The sequence below is a fragment of the Arthrobacter sp. Bi83 genome (assembly GCF_918698095.1).
Taxonomy (GTDB): domain Bacteria; phylum Actinomycetota; class Actinomycetes; order Actinomycetales; family Micrococcaceae; genus Arthrobacter.
The window spans coordinates 1-17513 of the sequence record NZ_CAKKLY010000072.1 but is presented as its reverse complement, the minus strand read 5'-3'; the positions used below and the strand labels follow the sequence as shown (position 1 = coordinate 17513).

The following is a 17513-nucleotide window of genomic DNA, read 5'->3' as shown; positions in this document are numbered from 1 at the left end:
ACCGCGAAAAATGCATCCTTCTGATCCTGCGAGTACCACCCGGATCCTGATGAATCACCGCTTAAACGAACCACGGTCGTTGCAACTCCCAAAAGTCGGGGTGTTGCAACGACCGCTAGAACCCAAGACGGAGGGTAGGGGCCCCAAGTGTTCGTTCGCGCTTAGCAGGTCAGTGGTCGGATTTCGACGAATGGACCGTGACTTCCTTTCCGTCGCAGTCGATCAGCTTCCCGCCCTCGAAGCGGTCGCCGTCAGCCAGACATTCCAGGTCTTCCTCCCGGACCACGCGCCCGGTGCCGGCCACAAACACCGACTGGTTCTCCGAGTTGCCCGCCTTGAGGTGGTTGAACAGCAGGTTGAGCAGGATCGCCATGACCGCGGCTGAGCTGATGCCCGAGTGGAAAATGGTGCCGAACCAGGACGGGAACTTGTCGTAGAACGCCGGGGCGGCAATCGGGATCATGCCGAAGCCGATGGATGCCGCCACGATGATCAGGTTCATGTTGTTCCGGTATTCCACCTTGGAAAGCGTGCGGATGCCGCTTGCGGCAACGGTTCCAAAGAGTACGACGCCGGCACCGCCCAGGACGGGGGTCGGCACCGCCGCGACCACCCGGCCAAGCACCGGCAGCAGGCCGAGGATCACGAGGATCAGGCCGCCGGCGCTGACCACGAAGCGGCTCTTGACGCCCGTGATTGCAACGAGTCCCACGTTTTGGGCAAAGGCGCTCTGGGTGAAGGAATTGAAGAGCGGGGAGATGGCGCTGGAGAGCATGTCCGCCCGCAGGCCGTCGCCGATCCGCTTGGAATCAACCTTGGTGCCCACGATCTCGCCAACGGCGATGATGTCGGCGGAGGTTTCTGTCAGTGTCACCAGGATGACGATCAGCATGGAGATGATTGCGGCGATCTCAAACGTGGGCGGACCGAAGGCAAACGGGGTGGGGAAGGCGACGATCTCGCCCTGGCCCACCTTGGAGAAATCAGCCATGCCAAAGACAAAGGCGATGACCGTGCCGAGGACCATCGCCAGAAGGATGGACAGCCGCGAGATCGCAGCGTTGCCCACCTTGCTCAGAAGCAGGACGATCGCCATGGTGGCTGCAGCCAGTCCGATGTTGGCCATGCTGCCGTAGTTCGGCGCCTTGCTGTTGCCGCCCATGGCCCAGTTGGCCGCCACCGGCATCAGGGTCAGGCCGATGGTGGTGATGACCGTCCCCGTCACCACTGGCGGGAAGAAGCGGATGATCTTTGAAAACAGCGGCGTGATCAGCAGGCCGATCAGCGAGGCGGCGATGACCGAGCCAAAGACTGCCTGGATGCCCCCGCCGCCGTGGACGATGGCCACCATGGTGGAGACGCCTGCAAAGGAGACACCCTGAACCAGCGGGAGCTGGGATCCAAAGAAACGGATGCCGACAGTCTGGAGAATCGTGGCGAGGCCGCCGACGAAGAGGCAGGCGGCAATGAGCAGCCCGATGTCCTGCGAGGACATGCCGGCGGCTGCGCCGATGATCAGCGGAGGCGCGATGATGCCGCCGTACATGGTGAGGACGTGCTGGAAACCGTAGGCGAAGGTGCTTGCAATGGGCATGCGCTGGTCTTCGGGGCGGTCCGACCGCTTGCGGTCGTTGCCGGTAACTGCAGCGGCGGAATTCTTCTTGGTGTTCATGGCAGACTTTCTTGGTTCATGGCAGACGTCTTTGTCTGGCTAACGGTGTCTGGCTAACAGTGTGGAACTAGGGTGGGCGGGCCCGTGATCTGGCCGGCTGCGGATTGGCCCGGTGGTGTTTCGGGCCGGCGGGGTGTCCGCGTCCGGAGCGCTGGTCCGTGTGGGAACAGAGACTCCGGGCGCGGCACCCCTGAAACGGGGAGGGTTAGCAGAATCCGGCGATGCCGGACCAGGCGATCTCGGCGGATGCTGCGTCGTCGCGCTGGACGGTGGCCTCGATCAGGCCGTAGGGCCGGTCCGCGGCGAAGAAGACCTCGTTGGGGTTGTCGAGGCCGAACGGCGAAAGGTCCACGAGGAAATGGTGCTTGTTGGGCATCGAGAACTTGATTTCTTCGATCTCGCCGTGCGCCTCCAGGACCTTGGCGCCCATGTCGAACAGGGTCTGCTGCAGGGCGTGCGAGTACTTTTCCGTGAAGCCCTCCAGCAGGAGGCTCTTGACGTCTTCGTAGCTCTTGTTGAAGTCCAGGGTGCTGAAGTCAGTGCCTGGCTTGAACCGCCAGCGGGCGGAGACGTCCGTGGCGAGGATGCGGTCGGTAGTCTCCGGAAGGGTGGTGTATTTGTCCTTCGGGTAGCCCACGAATCCGGACTGGGTGGACTTCAAGACCGTGAGGTCCTTGAGGCCCGAGATGAGGTGCGTTGCCGCGCCGTCCTTCACCAGGACGGCGGTGCGGACTTCCTGGCCGTTGCGCACGAACGAGTGGTCGTGCTCCGCACCGTGGGCCTGGATCCGGTTCCAGCTGTAGGACTCGGCTTCCCAGCGTCCGCCGGTGACCCAGTCGAAGCTGGAGGTGAAGTGCTCGCCCAGCCGCAGCAGGAACGCCTCCGGTGAGCCGACGCCTTCGCGGGCAAACGCGTAGATGGTGTTCTTCTGCGTGTCCGTGGCCACGACGTGGCTGTTGTCGCCTTCGAGGTGGGCCGCGGAGAAGTCCCCGCGGAGCTGCGAGGTGACGTTCAGGTCTTCGATCTCGTGGCGGTCGGTCTCCCGGGTGATCTTGACGACCCGGACTTCGGCCTTGCCGTACTGGTTCTGGCCGAGGATGATTTTGCTGCTCATGGTCTGTTCCCAACTTCCGTGATGTGGAACCTAGGTTCCATCATTGAAATTAAGCGCGTGTTACACACGCGTTTCTGATGGAGCCGACCCAACAAAAAAGAGCCGGCATCCAATGACGCCAGCTCATTACGACCCTGCCTGCTGCTCCCAGGTTACGTGACCTACGCCACGAGTTGACTTAAAGCGTAGCCGAGCTTCCCGGTGGTGTACATCACTAATTGAAAAATCCGATTGTGACCGCACGCGTGCCCCTAGTCCCGCGTGGCGCTGGCCAAGGGTCTTGACCGCCGACGGGCTCAACACTAGAATTTCCACATATCAATAAACATTTTCCGAATAGCGGAAAATAGAACTAAGGAACGAGGAGGAACAGATGGACCCTCAGGATAAGAACAACGTCGCCGACTTTCCGGCACCCGGCCAGGAGCTGTACCTGCCGTTCGGCGCCACAGATCCTGACTTCTATATCCCGGCCGACTGCGACCGAACCGGCCGCGGATTCTCCCGCTGGCTGCGCGCGCTCCCGGTTTTCGGCCGGTAACGTCCGTAAAGCTACTGCCCCAACCGGCGCCGGACTCTGCGCGGTTGCATCGCGAGGGCGATCTCAGCCGGGTGCGCAGCGCCGGTGTCAGGACACCGGGCGCCCCGGCCACTCCTTGCCGGCCCAGGGGTCGTAGTCGGCGATGAGCCCCTCCTGCGGCGGTCGCTCCGCTTCGGGCACGTGCTGCAGGTTCACCCGCACCCTGTACCAGAGCGAGCTCGATCCGCGCATTCCGTCGACGAGCACATCGGCGGGGTGCAGTGCCGGGACGATGTCCGCATGCCGGGTCCTCCACTCGTCCAGCGCCGCGAGCGCCTCGGGCTTGGTCCTGGTGCGGGCCACCTCGATGAGCGGCATCACCGACTGCCGGCGCCCGGAGCCGTCGCCGCCGCGCGGCGCCTTCTCGGCGGGGCCGAGTTCGGTAGCCAAGGCGAGGAGCCCGTCGAGTGTGCCGACCGCGTCGTCGATGCCGGCGTGAGGGTCGCCCATCTCTGCGAACCGCTCGGGCACCGTGCGCACCGTGAACTGTTCCGGCCGGGTGGAGCGGACCTCATCCCATGTGAGCGGCGTCGAGACCCGGGCATCCGGTAGGGCCCTGATGGAGTACGCGGATGCCACCGTGCGGTCCTTTGCGTTCTGGTTGAAGTCGACGAACACGCTCTCGCCGCGCTCCTCCTTCCACCACCGCGCGGTAGCGAGGCCGGGAGCGCGGTTTTCGACCTCCCGGGCGAGGGTTTCGGCGGCGAGCCGCACGTCGCGGTAGGACCAATGCGGCGCGATGCGCACCAGGATGTGGAGTCCGCGCGACCCGCTCGTCTTTGGCCACCCCACGAGCCCAACGTCGTCGAGCACCTCCCGCGCGACATAGGCGACGTCGACGATCTGGGACCAATCGACTCCCGGCATCGGATCGAGGTCCACCCGGAGCTCGTCGGGGTGCTCGAGGTCCTCTGCGCGCACGGGATGCGGGTTGAGGTCGAGGCATCCAAGATTCACGACCCACGCCAAACCTGCAGCATCCCGGATGACGGCCTCCTCAGCCGATGTCCCCGACGCGTAGTGCAGCGTCGTCGTGTCGATGAAGTCGGGGTGGTTTTCGGGCACGCGCTTCTGAAAGAACGGCTCAGCGTCGATGCCCTTCGGGAAGCGCTTGAGCACCATTGGCCGGCCCCCCGCGCCGCGCAGCGCACCGTCCGCGACGGCGAGGTAGTAGAGCACCAGGTCGAGCTTCGTCAGCCCCGGCTCAGGGAACACCACCTTGTCCGGACTCGAGATGCGAACCTCGGTGCCGCCAATGGTGAGGATCTCGGCCGGGGTCTTCGACGGGCTCATGCCGCCACGCTAGCAACGATCGGATGTCGCAGCCAGACCAGCTGCACGGCAAGCGAAAGCAGCAACCGAAACGGGGTAAGCTCCTAGCCCGCGACGAGCCTCCGGGCCGCGGCCGAGTGCTCCGCGATGAGTCCGGCGATGTCCAGTCCGGGAATCTGTCCGTCCACCACGCGCCACTGCCCGGCCACCATCACGCGGTCCGCGCGGTCCGCAGCGCACAGCAGCAGGGCCGCAATGGGGTCGTGGCTGCCGGAGAACTTCAGGGCATCGAGCTTGAAGAGGGCCAGGTCCGCCTGCATCCCCGGAGCCAGCTGGCCGAGATCGGGCCGACCCAGTACAGCTGCAGAGCCGCGGGTTGCCCAGCCCAGTGCCCGCTCAACGGGGACCTGCGCCCCGTAGCGGAGCCGCTGCAGGTACAGCGCCTGCCTCGCCTCGAGGATCATGTTGGACGCATCGTTCGACGCCGATCCGTCCACTCCCAGTCCCACGGGAACGCCCGCCGCCTCGAGTTCCAGGACGCGCGCGGTGCCCGAGGCCAGCCTCATGTTGGACGTGGGGCAATGCGCGACGCCGGTGCCCGCGGCGCCCAGCCGGGCGATCTCGGCATCACTGAAATGGATGCCGTGTCCCAGCCATGTCCGGTCCGTCAGCCACCCCACGCTGTCGAGGTAGTCCACGGAGCGGAGACTGAACATCTCCCGGCAGAAGTCCTCCTCGTCCAGGGTCTCGGCGAGGTGTGTATGCAGCCGGACGTCCAGCCGCTGGGCCATCAGTGCGCTCTCGGCCATGATCTCCTTGGTCACGGAAAACGGCGAACACGGGGCCAGCGCAATCTGGATCACGGCGCCGTCGCCGCGCTGGTGGTACTGCCCGATCAGCCGTTCGCTGTCAGCGAGGATCACCTCCGGTGCCTGCACCGTCGACTGTGGCGGCAGCCCGCCGTCGTTCTGCCCCAAAGTCATGGAGCCGCGCGTCAGAGTGGCGCGCATTCCCAGCCGGCGGACCGCCTGGACTTCGATATCGATGGCATCTTCCATGCCTGCCGGAAACAGGTAATGGTGGTCCGCCGCGGTGGTGCAGCCCGACAGCAGGAGTTCCGCGAGGGCTACCGTGGCGGCCAGCTCGAGGTCTCGCGGCGTGAGGCGGGCCCACACCGGGTAGAGATTCTGCAGCCACGGGAAGAGCGGGGCACTGGCCACGGGACCCCAGGCGCGGGTGAGCGTTTGATAGAAGTGGTGGTGGGTGTTGATCAGGCCCGGCAGCAGCACGTGGCTGCCGGCGTCGAAGGTCTCCGTGCAGGGCGCGGAAGGTTGTTGCCCGGCGGCAAGCACCTCCACGATCCTGCCCCCGGAGACCACAACGCCGCCCGAGGCGTCATAGCTGTTGGCGGTGAATGCTGCGAGCGGATTCCGGATCCACAGCCGGGAATCCGTGGGTGCAGAAGCGCGGGGTGCGGAAGGTGCCTGGGTCATGTGCGGGTTCCTAGTCTGAGCGTGCCGATACGTTCCAGCTCAGTGCGTCCTGTCTGCTGATCCAGGGGCCGGCGCCTGCGGAGCCGGGTCGGCACCAGCGTAAGGGCTGCCCCGGCCGCCGTCAACGGCCGCGGATTGTGACAGTGCGGAAACCTGAATTTCACATCACGAAATTAACTTTCCAGAAACTATGGCGCACGCCACACTCCGGTGCTAATCTCGATCTTGCCAAAGGCGGGCACCCGGAGACCGGGAAGCTATCTACCAGGCGCAACTAAACCTTCAAAGCACATGCTGAAGCCTGGTATCCGTCGCAACTGGTGTTCAATCCCGTCACGGGGTACCGGCTTCCACCCAAAGGGAGCGCATCATGAGTACCACCGTCACGGCCGAACAATTTCTGGCCAGGTCCGTCCAACTTGCAACGTCAAACGTCCTGAACAGCGGAGGGCCGTTCGGCGCGGTCATCGTCACCGCGGACGGCCAGGCGTTCGACGGCGTCAACCGCGTCACTGCCACCAACGATCCCACCGCCCACGCAGAGGTCACGGCAATCCGCCGGGCCTGCAGCGAGCTGGGCACGTTCGACCTCCGCGGAGCCACCCTCTACAGCAGCTGCGAGCCCTGCCCCATGTGCCTGGCTTCGGCCCTCTGGGCACGCATTGACCGGGTGGTGTTTGCCGCAGACCGGCACGACGCCGCGTCCGTGGGATTCGACGACGCCGTCTTCTACGAGTACTTCGACAACGCCGACCGGGATGACCTCATGCCGGTGTCCAAGCTGGGGTTCGCAGACCCGAAGGCGCCCGCGATCCTCGAGCCGTTCACCACCTGGAACACGCTCGATTCCAGGATCGACTACTAGGGCCTGTGGTTCCCATGACACTCCTGGAGCAGACCCCCGACGGACCCGAGACGGCCGCCCCGGCAGTCAAGAAGGCCAAGCAGCCCAAGCAGACCCGCCCGGACACACAAGCCCGGCCGCCGGCGTCAGACGCTTTCCTTGACCGTTTCTTCCACATCACCAAGCGCGGCTCAACCCTCGCGCGTGAACTCCGCGGCGGCCTGGTCACGTTCTTCACCATGGCGTACATCGTGATCCTGAACCCGCTGATCCTCGGCGGATTCAGCGCGGACAATGCCCCCACCGACGTTGCCGGCGGCTGGCTGTCCGCGGCCCAGGTTGGTGCGGTCACGGGCCTCACCGCCGGCGTGATGACCATCCTGTTCGGCCTCATCGCCAACCTGCCTTTCGGACTGGCGGCCGGGCTGGGCATCAACTCCTTCCTCGCCGTTGCCGTCATTCACGAAGTCACCTGGCCCGAGGCCATGGGCCTGGTGGTCATCAACGGCATCCTGATCGTCCTGTTCGGCGTCACCGGGGCACGGACGGCCATCTTCCGGGCCGTCCCCAAGGAACTCAAGGCCGCGATCACCGTGGGGATCGGACTCTTCATCGCGTTCATCGGCTTCGTGGACTCGGGCTTCGTCCGCGCCACCGCCGGCGGGCCGCCAGTCCAGCTCGGTGAGAACGGCTCCATCACGTCCGTCCCCACCCTCGTGTTCATCGTGGGCCTGCTGGCCATGGGCATCCTCGTGGCGAGGAAGGTCCAGGGTGGGCTGCTGATCGGGATCGTGGCCACCACCGTGCTGGCCGCCGTCGTCGAAGCCGTCTTCCACATCGGCCCGGGCACACCGGAGAACCCCGGTGGCTGGCACCTGAACACCCCGGTGCTCTCGGGGCAGCTGGTCTCTGCGCCGGACCTGGGCCTGGTGGGACACTTCGACCTGTTCGGAGCCTTCGGCCGGATCGGCGGGCTCGCCGCCACCATGCTCGTGTTCACCCTGGTCTTCACCAACTTCTTCGACGCCATGGGCACCATGACCGGGCTCGCCAAGAGCGCCGGAGTGGCGCACAAGGACGGCACGTTCCCGCGACTGAAGTCGGCCTTCATCGTGGAAGGCTTCGGGGCAGTGGCGGGAGGCGCCACCTCGGGGTCCTCCAACACGGTGTACATCGACTCCGCGGCGGGCATCGGGGAAGGTGCCCGCACCGGACTGGCCTCGGTGGTCACGGGCGCGCTGTTCCTGGGCTCCATGTTCCTCACGCCACTGACCAGCGTGGTGCCGCTGGAAGTCGCCGCCGCCGCACTCGTGGTGGTCGGCGCCATGATGATGGCCCAGATCCGCGAAATCAAGTTCACCAGGTTCGCGGTGGCACTCCCGGCCTTCCTGACCATCGTCACCATGCCGCTGACCTACTCGATTGCCAACGGGATCGGCGTGGGCTTCGTGTCCTGGGCCGTGATCGGAGCGGCATCCGGCAAGGCGAAGAAGATCCACCCGCTCATGTGGGTGGTGACCGCCGGCTTCCTGGTCTACTTCGCCCGCGGACCTGTCAGCGCACTGCTCGGGGCGTAGCCCGCGGCCTCCCAGACCGGACCGGGACAGGCAGATGGGGCCTGTCCCGGTCCACCAAACTGCAATCAAATCGTCGCCGGCGCCGCAGCCGCGCTTCCCCCGGCCAATGATAGGAACGAGAATATGGACACTATCGCCGCACATGAAAAGGGAGTGCAGCCATGCTGGATCTGATGTCTTCCCTCGCCGGCTGGCACCCCGTGGCCTCCGGACAGCGGTGTGCCGTTGCCACCGTGGTGGGCACGAGCGGCTCGGTGCCGCGGCCCATGGGCACATCCATGATGGTGTCCGCAGCAGGTGACGTCCTTGGCAGCCTTTCGGGCGGCTGCGTCGAGGGGGCCGTTGTCGAGGCGGCGCTGGAGGCAATGCGCGACGGCGGCACCCGGCTGGAGCTTTTCGGCTACAGCGCCGAGGACGCGTTCGCCGTCGGACTCACCTGCGGCGGTGAGCTTCAGGTCCACATCGAGCCGTTCGGGGCGTTTGCCGGACCCTCCATCGGCCAGCTGCTGCGGCGGCTGCCGGAAACCCCGGTGGCACTCATCCGCAGGGTTGACCTGAACGGGAGCGGCGCCGTCGTCATCCCGGACCCTGAGGCATTCAAGGCGGCGCAGTCAGCCGAGCTGGCCGCCCTCCTCGGACTCCGCAGCCCGGCCGGCGAGGCCATGGCGGCGGCCGCAGCACAGCTGGAACCCCTGCTGCGCGGCGGACGTACCGGCCTGGTCAGGCTCGCCCCGGCCGGCGGCTGCGTCGGGCGCGCCGACGTGGTGGAGGAATCCGGCGGGATCCAGCCCGAGCCCGTGACCCTGCTGGTCGAAAGCCGTACGCCGCCTCCGCGCATGCTGGTGTTCGGCGCCAACGACTTCGGCGCGGCGCTGGTGCCGGCGGCCAAGCTCCTCGGTTACAGCGTGACGCTCATTGATGCGCGGCCGGCGTTCGCAGGCCAGGCCCGTTTCGAGACCGCTGATGAGGTGGTCACGGACTGGCCCCACCGGTACCTGGCGGCAGAGGCCGCCGCAACCCGGATCGACGCCCGCACCGCCATCTGCGTCCTCACCCACGATCCCAAGTTCGACATCCCGCTGCTGGAAGCGGCCCTCGGCCTGGACGTGGCCTTCGTCGGGGCCATGGGCTCGCGCCGCAGCCACCGCCAGCGCATCGACGCGCTGCTGGCCGCCGGCGTTCCACCGGAAGGCCTTGCCAGGCTGCATTCGCCCATCGGCCTGGACCTCGGAGCCGTCACGCCGGCCGAGGTGGCCGTGTCCATCACGGCCGAGCTGATCGCCGCCCGGAACGCAGCCGCAGCCTGCGCTCCGCTCAGGGACGGAAGCGGCCCCATCCACCACGCCAACGAAGAAAGCCAGGAGACCCCGTGGACATGAACACCATAGAGGCCGTCCTCCGCACGACGGACCCGGCCGAATGGCGCGACGGCGACGCCTGGCTCGCCGGCGGCACGGTCCTGTTCTCCTACGGCAGCTACGCCTTCGGCCCCGAACCGCTCCGGAGGCTGCTGGACCTCGGCTCGGCCGGCTGGCCCGCCGTCACGGTGACCGGGGACGGGATCGAGCTGGCCGCAACATGCACCGTGGCCGAGCTCTATGCGCTGCCGGAGTCGCCAGTACTGGCGAACCGCGGCCCGGCAACGGACTGGCCCGCCCTGGACCTCGTCCGCCCCTGCTGCGACTCCTTCGTGGCGTCCTTCAAGGTGTGGAACATGTCCACCGTGGGCGGCAACCTGTGCACGTCGCTGCCCGCCGGCCCCATGATCTCGCTGTGCGCCGGGCTTGACGGCACGGTCACCATCCTCGGCCCAGGCTGCTCCAGCAGGGAGCTGCCGGTGGCCGACTTCGTCACCGGCGACGGGCAGAACGCCCTGGCACCCGGCGAGCTCCTCCGCAGCATCCGCCTCCCGGCGTCGGCCCTGTCCTCACGGGCGGCGTTCCGCCGCCTGTCCCTGAGTAACCTGGGGAGGTCCGGGGTCCTGCTGGTCGGGACGCTCGACGGCGGTGGGCAGCTGACGCTGACCGTCACCGCAGCGACCCAGCGCCCGGTGCAGCTGCGGTTCCTCCCGGCGCCGGACGCTTCCGAACTCAGGGAAGCGCTGGACGAAGCCATTCCGGAGGACCTTTACCACGACGATATCCATGGGTTGCCCGCCTGGCGGCGCGACATGACGTACCGGCTGGCCGAAGAGATCCGCGACGAGCTTGCCGCTCCGGAAGGCACACTGCCCCGGGCGGTATCCGGCGATTTCTGGCCGCCGCGGCCGGTTTCTGCCGGCAATGCGTGGATGTCCAGCGGGCAGAAAGGGGCCTGAACATGACGATCGAAATTAACGGAGTGGCCACGGAATCCCAGCCCCGCCCGGGCCAGTGCCTTCGCACCTTCCTGCGAGAACAAGGAAACCTGGGCGTCAAGAAGGGCTGCGACGGCGGCGACTGCGGAGCGTGCACAGTCCATGTGGACGGCATACCCGTGCACAGCTGCATCTACCCGGCCGTGCGCGCCGAAGGCCATGCGGTCACCACCATCGAGGGGCTGGCGACTGCCGGCGGAACGACTGCCGGCGGAACGACTGCCGGCGGAACGTCTGCCGGTGGAACGTCAGCCGGCACCCTTCACCCGATGCAGCAGCAGTTCCTGGACCGGCAGGGTTTCCAGTGCGGATTTTGCACTGCCGGCATGATTATGACGGCTGCAACCTTCGATGACGCGCAGCGGGGCAACCTGCCGCGGAACCTCAAGGGGAACCTGTGCCGCTGTACCGGTTACCGGGCCATCGGCGACGCCGTCTGCGGCCACGAGGGGCATCCGGATCCGGAGGGTCCGGGCTCGGGCATCGCCGGTGAAGGCCAGCCGGAGCCCCGGCCCGGGCAGTTGGGCGATGACGTACCGGCCCCCGCCAGCCGCGCGGTAGTCACAGGGCAGGCCCGCTACACGCTGGACGTCCCGGCCGGGGAACTGCCCGGACTCCTGCACCTGAAGCTGCTGCGCTCGCCGCACGCGCACGCCCGGGTGCTCTCGGTCGACAAAAGCGCCGCCCTGGAAATTCCCGGAGTGGTGGCCGTCCTCACGTCTGCGGACGCGCCGGCCCAGCTGTTCTCCACGGCCCAGCACGAGCTCTACACCGACGACCCCGATGACACCCGGCTGCTGGACGACGTGGTGCGGTTCCGCGGCCAGCGGGTTGCCGCCGTCGTGGCCGAATCGGTGAGGGCAGCGGAAGCGGGAGTGCGCGCGCTGGACGTGAAGTACCAGCCCCTGCCCGCAGTGTTCACGCCCCAGGAAGCCATTCTGCCCGGGGCGCCGGCCATCCACGGCGACAAGGACGGCGCCACGGCACGGATTGCGCGGCCGGAGCAGAACATCGTGGCCGAACTGCACTCCGAACTCGGCAGCGTGGAGGACGGTTTCGCGGCGTCCGACTTCATCCACGAGCAGACGTACCGGACCCAGCGGGTTCAGCACGTGGCCCTTGAAACACACTCCTCCATCGCCTCGGTTGACGACGCCGGCCGGCTGCACATCCGCACGTCCAGCCAGGTCCCGTTCCTGGTCAGGCGCACGCTTTGCCGCCTGTTCGGGCTGCCGGAGGAACGCATCCACGTGGTGTCCGGCAGGGTGGGCGGCGGATTCGGCGGCAAGCAGGAAGTCCTCACCGAGGACATCGTGGCGCTCGCGGCCCTGAAACTGAAGCGGCCGGTGCAGCTGGAGTTCACCCGGACCGAGCAGTTCACGGCCAGCACCACCAGGCACCCGTTCACCGTCAAACTCAAAGCCGGTGCCAGCAGCGACGGCTGGCTCACGGCGCTGCAGCTTGAGGTCCTCACGAACACCGGCGCCTACGGAAACCACGCGCCGGGCGTCATGTTCCACGGGTGCGGCGAGTCCCTGGGCGTCTACAAGTGCGCCAACAAGAAGGTGGATGCGCAGGCGGCGTACACCAACACCGTTCCCTCCGGCGCCTTCCGGGGGTACGGGCTGAGCCAGATGATCTTTGCGATCGAGTCCGGGATTGACGAGCTGGCCACCGGAATCGGCATGGATCCCCTGGAATTCCGCCGCCGCAACATGGTCCGGGAGGGCGACGACATGCTCTCCACCCACGCCGAACCGGAGGAGGACGTCCACTACGGCAGCTACGGGCTGGACCAGTGCACGCGGCTGGTCCGGGACGCCCTGGACCGGGGCCGCGAACGGTACCGGGCCGCAGGGCTCGATGACCTGGGGCCGGACTGGGTCACCGGCGAAGGAACGGCGCTGTCCATGATCGACACCGTTCCGCCGCGCGGACACTTTGCCCATGCGAAGCTCCGGCTCCTTCCCGACGGAACGTACGCGGCCGACGTCGGGACCGCCGAATTCGGCAACGGCACCACTACCGTCCACGCCCAGCTCGCGGCCACCGCCCTGTCCACCACGGCGGCGCGCGTCGCCGTCCGGCAGTCGGACACAGACCTGATCGAGCACGATACCGGCGCCTTCGGCTCGGCCGGCACCGTGGTGGCAGGCAAGGCGACGCTGGCCGCGGCCGAGGAGCTGGCCGTTCGGATCCGGGCCTTCGCCGCCGGTATGCACCAGATCCAGTCATCGGGCTGTGTACTCGACGGCGATGCCGTGGTCTGCGAGGGGACCAGGGTGCCGCTGACGGAACTCGCCCGCGAAGCCGCGGAGGCCGGCGTCGAAATTGCCGCGGAGGGGCGCTGGGGCGGCACTCCCCGGTCGGTCGCGTTCAACGTCCACGGATTCCGTGTGGCAGTAAATAAGGGGACGGGGGAGCTGCGGATCCTGCAGAGCGTCCAGGCGGCGGACGCCGGCGTGGTGGTAAACCCCCGGCAGTGCCGCGGCCAGATCGAGGGCGGGATCGCGCAGGCGCTGGGCGCCGCGCTGTATGAGGAGGTCCGGGTGGACGACGGCGGCCGGGTTACCACGGACATCCTCCGGCAGTACCACATCCCGTCCTTCGCGGACGTGCCGCGCAGCGAGGTGTACTTTGCCGAGACCAACGACAAACTGGGCCCGCTCGGGGCGAAGTCGATGAGTGAAAGCCCGTTCAATCCGGTGGCGCCGGCCCTGGCCAATGCCGTCCGCCACGCCACGGGCCTCCGGTTTGCCGAACTCCCGATTGCCCGGGACAAGATCTACCTGGGCCTGAAGGAAGCCGGCCTCGTCACGTCCTCCAAAAGCAACGCGGGGTCACTTAGCGCCCAATGAGCCCCGCCGAAGGGGCGCTAAATGACCCCGCGTTGGGTTCCCGTCATATAGTCGGGGGATGGAACAGCGCACTTTAGGCAAAACCGGACGGAACGTCTCCGTCGTCGGACTCGGCACGTGGCAGCTCGGCGCGGACTGGGGCAACGTGGATCCGGCCCAGGCACAGGCAGTGCTGGCCGCCTCGGCGGAGGCGGGCGTGACGTTCTTCGACACGGCGGACGTCTACGGTGACGGCCGCAGCGAGCAGGCCATCGGCGCTTTCCTGGCGGACAACCAGGGGTTGGACATTACCGTGGCCACGAAGATGGGCCGCCGGGTGGAGCAGCGTCCGGAGAACTACAATCTCGCCAACTTCCGCGAGTGGGTGGACCGCTCACGCCGCAACCTGCGGACCGACTCCCTTGATCTCGTCCAGCTGCACTGCCCGCCCACCGCTGTCTACAGCAACGCCGAGGTCTACGACGCCCTGGATACCCTCGTCTCAGAGGGCGCCATCCGGAACTACGGCGTCAGCGTGGAGCGCACGGACGAAGCCCTCGAAGCGCTGCGTCACGACGGCACCGCGTCCGTCCAGATCATCCTCAACGCCTTCCGGCTTAAGCCCCTGGACGAGGTGCTCCCCGCAGCAAAGAAGGCCGGTGTCGGGATCATCGCGCGTGTGCCGCTGGCTTCCGGGTTGCTCTCCGGAAAGTACACCAAGGACACTTCCTTCGCCGAGAATGACCACCGAAACTACAACCGCGGCGGCGACGCGTTCGACGTCGGCGAGACTTTCTCGGGCGTCGATTTCGAGCTGGGGCTCAAGGCCGTGGCCGAGTTCGAGAACCTGGTGCCGGAGGGTGCAAGCACCGCGCAGGCGGCCATCGCGTGGATCGCTGCACAGGACGGCGTCACGTCGGTTATTCCGGGGGCGCGAAATGTGGAGCAGGCCCGCTCCAATGCCGGAGCGGCCGGGATTTCGGTGAACGAGGAATTCAACGAGGGCGTCCGCTGGATCTACGACCACTACTTCCGCGAGTCGATCCACCCGCGCTGGTAGTTCGCGCCGGACCGGCAGCAACCGAAACATGTGGCCGCCGTCGGGAAGCAAAGTGCTGAATGACCACATGCATCCGCGCCTTCATTGACAGTTTGGCTGCCGTGGAAACCGGTCCGGGGAGCCATAACTTTTTCGATCATGCGATCCCCGAAAACTCTCGGCGCCGGCAAAACCTGGAGATCTTCTTGCAGGAGATGCGGGATCGCAGCCCGCAGGTTCTGCTGGTGGGAGAAGCCCCTGGTTTCAGGGGCATGAAGGTCACCGGGATTCCCTTTACCAACCGCACTATCCTCGAGGGTCCGGCGAACGCTTTCGGGCTGTTCGGGCCGGGGAAAGGATACGCGTTGCCCGGGGATTCCGGAGGCGTAGCAGCCGAACCAACGGCCACTGTGCTGTGGGCGGTGTTGGCCGAGCTGGATTTCCTGCCCCTGCTGTGGAGCGCCTACCCCTTTCATCCGCATGCGCCGGGACGGCCGTTGTCCAACCGCACGCCCACGCTCACTGAAACTGCCATCGGGACTCCGTTTTGGCAAGCGTTGACCGAGCTGTTTCCCATCCAGTCGGTGGTGGCGGTGGGCAACGTGGCTCACCGCAGCCTTCAACGAAGCGGCCTGCGGGTGCCGAAAATCAGGCATCCCGCGCGCGGAGGGCGGGCCGGTTTCAAGCTGGGCCTGAAAGAGCTTCTGGCGCACGGCGTTATTCACTAGCTCAGTCGAGAAGATGCAGCTGGTCCGGAGTGTCGATGTCTTCGCCTGCGGATCGCTTGCCTCCCGTCCCGGTGGTGCAGTCCACCAGGTCAATGACATCGGGGCGGGCCTGGAGGAAATGCCGCGCGCCGGCGTCGCCGGTGGCCGACTCCGCTGCCGCGGCGCGCAGCGAGGCGTCGAGCAGCAACGGGTGACCGCGCCGGAGTTCGCCCGCAGCATCGGGGTAGGCGGCGGCCGTCACGTGCCCCGGCCGGTGGGCCGACAGCAGGCGCGCCACGGTTTCCGGGGTCAGCCCGGGCTGGTCAACGAGGGCTACCAGCACATGATCCTCATCGCGGGCGAAGGAGAGACCCAGTCTGAACGAACTGCCCATGCCGGTCGACCAGTCAGCGTTCTCCACCACGGCGTGCCGGGAGAGGTCCGTGTTCTCGCGCACCGACTCGGCCCCGGCGCCGAGCACAACCACCACCTCGCGGCAGCCGCCGTCGAGCAGGACGTCGGCCAGCACCTCAACGAGGGTGCGGCCCCGGAACGGCAGAAGCGCCTTAGGGCCGAGGCCCAAGCGGGTGCCGGCCCCCGCGGCAAGGAGGACCGCGGTGGTGGCCGTGCGCGGGAAGTCTTCCATGTGCTTCACCTTAGGACACTGATTTGCTGGACGGCATCCCGTTACGAGGAGAAAACTACCGATTAGTAGGGGTAGTTAACCCAGTGAATGGCCGCTAACCTCGTAGATGTCGTGTTGGCAATTGGGGGTCACAGACGGCTGCAACGGCGCAGCCCAGAAGGAGCGTAGATGGCAGGCACATTCGAAATAGTGACCGCGGACCAGGGTTCATTCCGGTTCCGGCTGACGGCCGAGGATGGCACCGTAGTTGCGGTCTCACCCAGTTTTCCGAACATCAAGGCAGTGGTCGCAGGTATCACTGCAGTGCGGGAGAACGCCGCGACCGGGTTCATCGTGGACCGGCGCCCGTCCCTGACCTCAACATAATTCGGAGCATGCTTTCGAGAAACGACCGACGGCGGTCCCACCAGGAGGTGGGGCCGCCGTCGGTCTGATTGCAGAGCGGGAACTCCGCCGGGTGAGCCTGTTGAATCCGGCTTTGACAGGCTCAACCAGCAACAGTCAGGCGTCCCCGCCGGCTCCTCCCGTGGTGCCGGCGTTGACGTCGAGCAGCTTGTAGCGATCCATCGCGTAGGCCGGGACCCCGCCGTCCACCTCGCCCCGGGAAGAGAGCAGCTGCAGCGTCTTCACCACGATGGAGTGGGTGTCGTTCTTGAAGAAGCGGCGTGCTGCGGCGCGCGTGTCGGAGAAGCCGAAACCGTCGGCGCCGAGCGAAGCGAACTGGTGGGGCAGGAACTGGCGGATCTGGTCCGGAACGGCCTTCATGTAGTCCGACACCGCGACAACAGGACCGGCCGCGCCGGCGAGCTGCTGTGCCACAAACGGGATCCGGGCCGGTTCGCCCGGATTCAGGAACGCTTCCTCCTCGGCGGCGATGCCGTCGCGGCGCAGTTCGTTCCAGGACGTGACCGACCAGACGTCCGCGGAGACGCCCCAGTCCTCGGCCAGGATCCGCTGGGCTTCCAGCGCCCACGGAACGGAAACGCCGGAGGCCAGGATCTGGCTCTTGGGACCTTCAGTGCCCGACGCCGACACCCGGTAGATGCCTTTCAGCACACCGTTGACGTCGAGGTTCTCGGGTTCGCTTGGCTGGGTGATGGGCTCGTTGTAGACGGTGATGTAGTACATCAGGTTGCGGTCGGCGGCCGAACCCGCCGGACCGTTGTCGGGATGCTCGCCGTACATGCGTTCGATGCCGTCGCGGACGATGTGGCCCATTTCGTAGCCGTAGGCGGGGTCGTAGGTGACCACGGCGGGGTTGGTGGAGGCGAGCAGCGGGGAGTGGCCGTCGGCGTGCTGCAGGCCTTCGCCGGTGAGGGTGGTCCGTCCTGCGGTGGCGCCGATGATGAAGCCGCGGGTCATCTGGTCCGCGGGGG

The 17513-nt window shown here is 66.9% G+C and carries 14 protein-coding genes and 1 pseudogene; 9 read left to right on the top strand and 6 right to left on the bottom strand.

Annotated elements, in window-relative coordinates:
• Positions 1–169 precede the first annotated feature (169 nt).
• Entirely contained in the window at positions 170–1672 is a 1503-nt protein-coding gene (locus LQ144_RS21380; RefSeq protein ID WP_230121257.1) for a nucleobase:cation symporter-2 family protein, read from the bottom strand.
• Between the two features lie 205 nt (positions 1673–1877).
• The gene (gene pucL, locus LQ144_RS21375) at positions 1878–2786 is read right to left on the bottom strand and encodes a factor-independent urate hydroxylase (RefSeq protein ID WP_230121256.1); all 909 of its coding nucleotides are present in this window, start codon (positions 2784–2786) and stop codon (positions 1878–1880) included.
• Between the two features lie 373 nt (positions 2787–3159).
• On the opposite strand from pucL, the gene LQ144_RS21370 reads away from it, so the two are divergent.
• Positions 3160–3327, top strand: a complete 168-nt coding sequence (locus LQ144_RS21370; protein ID WP_230121255.1) for a hypothetical protein — start codon at positions 3160–3162, stop codon at positions 3325–3327.
• Positions 3328–3414: 87 nt separating this feature from the next.
• Here LQ144_RS21370 and ligD read toward each other — a convergent pair whose 3' ends face one another.
• Together ligD and LQ144_RS21360 are read right to left on the bottom strand one after the other, a co-directional pair.
• On the bottom strand, positions 3415–4659 hold the full coding sequence (gene ligD / locus LQ144_RS21365; protein ID WP_230121254.1) for a non-homologous end-joining DNA ligase: 1245 nt from the start codon (positions 4657–4659) through the stop codon (positions 3415–3417).
• An 83-nt stretch (positions 4660–4742) separates the two neighbouring features.
• Positions 4743–6131, bottom strand: a complete 1389-nt coding sequence (locus LQ144_RS21360; RefSeq protein ID WP_230121253.1) for an 8-oxoguanine deaminase — start codon at positions 6129–6131, stop codon at positions 4743–4745.
• 370 nt (positions 6132–6501) lie between these two features.
• Here LQ144_RS21360 and LQ144_RS21355 point away from each other — a divergent pair, with 370 nt between their 5' ends.
• The 7 genes from LQ144_RS21355 to LQ144_RS21325 all read left to right on the top strand — a co-directional run bounded on the left by LQ144_RS21355 (position 6502) and on the right by LQ144_RS21325 (position 15512).
• Positions 6502–6996 carry a nucleoside deaminase gene (locus LQ144_RS21355; RefSeq protein WP_230121252.1) on the top strand — a complete coding sequence of 165 codons (495 nt, stop codon included), beginning with the start codon at positions 6502–6504 and terminating at the stop codon, positions 6994–6996.
• A 14-nt stretch (positions 6997–7010) separates the two neighbouring features.
• The gene (locus tag LQ144_RS21350) at positions 7011–8552 is read left to right on the top strand and encodes an NCS2 family permease (protein WP_230121258.1); all 1542 of its coding nucleotides are present in this window, start codon (positions 7011–7013) and stop codon (positions 8550–8552) included.
• Between the two features lie 161 nt (positions 8553–8713).
• Positions 8714–9931 carry an XdhC/CoxI family protein gene (locus LQ144_RS21345; RefSeq protein WP_230121251.1) on the top strand — a complete coding sequence of 406 codons (1218 nt, stop codon included), beginning with the start codon at positions 8714–8716 and terminating at the stop codon, positions 9929–9931.
• On the top strand, positions 9922–10869 hold the full coding sequence (locus LQ144_RS21340; RefSeq protein WP_230121250.1) for an FAD binding domain-containing protein: 948 nt from the start codon (positions 9922–9924) through the stop codon (positions 10867–10869). The genes LQ144_RS21345 and LQ144_RS21340 overlap by 10 nt, the downstream gene beginning before the upstream one ends.
• A gap of 2 nt (positions 10870–10871) precedes the next feature.
• Positions 10872–13766 carry a molybdopterin cofactor-binding domain-containing protein gene (locus LQ144_RS21335; RefSeq protein WP_230121249.1) on the top strand — a complete coding sequence of 965 codons (2895 nt, stop codon included), beginning with the start codon at positions 10872–10874 and terminating at the stop codon, positions 13764–13766.
• A 58-nt stretch (positions 13767–13824) separates the two neighbouring features.
• Positions 13825–14805 carry an aldo/keto reductase gene (locus LQ144_RS21330; protein WP_230121248.1) on the top strand — a complete coding sequence of 327 codons (981 nt, stop codon included), beginning with the start codon at positions 13825–13827 and terminating at the stop codon, positions 14803–14805.
• Between the two features lie 59 nt (positions 14806–14864).
• Entirely contained in the window at positions 14865–15512 is a 648-nt protein-coding gene (locus tag LQ144_RS21325; RefSeq protein WP_230121247.1) for a uracil-DNA glycosylase, read from the top strand.
• A gap of 1 nt (position 15513) precedes the next feature.
• Here LQ144_RS21325 and nboR read toward each other — a convergent pair whose 3' ends face one another.
• Complete coding sequence (gene nboR / locus LQ144_RS21320) at positions 15514–16137, bottom strand: nicotine blue oxidoreductase (RefSeq protein WP_230121246.1); 624 nt, start codon at positions 16135–16137, stop codon at positions 15514–15516.
• Between the two features lie 168 nt (positions 16138–16305).
• On the opposite strand from nboR, the gene LQ144_RS21315 reads away from it, so the two are divergent.
• Entirely contained in the window at positions 16306–16503 is a 198-nt protein-coding gene (locus LQ144_RS21315; RefSeq protein ID WP_230121245.1) for a YegP family protein, read from the top strand.
• Positions 16504–16638: 135 nt separating this feature from the next.
• On the opposite strand, the pseudogene LQ144_RS21310 reads toward LQ144_RS21315, so the two are convergent.
• Positions 16639–17513, bottom strand: a pseudogene (locus LQ144_RS21310) (pyruvate dehydrogenase (acetyl-transferring), homodimeric type); the annotation flags it as partial.

Coding starts and splice junctions, on each gene's coding strand:
- LQ144_RS21355 (WP_230121252.1), top strand. CDS start 6,502: ATGAGTACCACCGTCACGGCCGAACAATTTCTGGCCAGGTCCGTCCAA.
- LQ144_RS21315 (WP_230121245.1), top strand. CDS start 16,306: ATGGCAGGCACATTCGAAATAGTGACCGCGGACCAGGGTTCATTCCGG.
- LQ144_RS21330 (WP_230121248.1), top strand. CDS start 13,825: ATGGAACAGCGCACTTTAGGCAAAACCGGACGGAACGTCTCCGTCGTC.
- LQ144_RS21335 (WP_230121249.1), top strand. CDS start 10,872: ATGACGATCGAAATTAACGGAGTGGCCACGGAATCCCAGCCCCGCCCG.
- pucL (WP_230121256.1), bottom strand. CDS start 2,786: ATGAGCAGCAAAATCATCCTCGGCCAGAACCAGTACGGCAAGGCCGAA.
- LQ144_RS21370 (WP_230121255.1), top strand. CDS start 3,160: ATGGACCCTCAGGATAAGAACAACGTCGCCGACTTTCCGGCACCCGGC.
- LQ144_RS21360 (WP_230121253.1), bottom strand. CDS start 6,131: ATGACCCAGGCACCTTCCGCACCCCGCGCTTCTGCACCCACGGATTCC.
- LQ144_RS21350 (WP_230121258.1), top strand. CDS start 7,011: ATGACACTCCTGGAGCAGACCCCCGACGGACCCGAGACGGCCGCCCCG.
- LQ144_RS21345 (WP_230121251.1), top strand. CDS start 8,714: ATGCTGGATCTGATGTCTTCCCTCGCCGGCTGGCACCCCGTGGCCTCC.
- LQ144_RS21380 (WP_230121257.1), bottom strand. CDS start 1,672: ATGAACACCAAGAAGAATTCCGCCGCTGCAGTTACCGGCAACGACCGC.
- ligD (WP_230121254.1), bottom strand. CDS start 4,659: ATGAGCCCGTCGAAGACCCCGGCCGAGATCCTCACCATTGGCGGCACC.
- LQ144_RS21325 (WP_230121247.1), top strand. CDS start 14,865: ATGACCACATGCATCCGCGCCTTCATTGACAGTTTGGCTGCCGTGGAA.
- nboR (WP_230121246.1), bottom strand. CDS start 16,137: ATGGAAGACTTCCCGCGCACGGCCACCACCGCGGTCCTCCTTGCCGCG.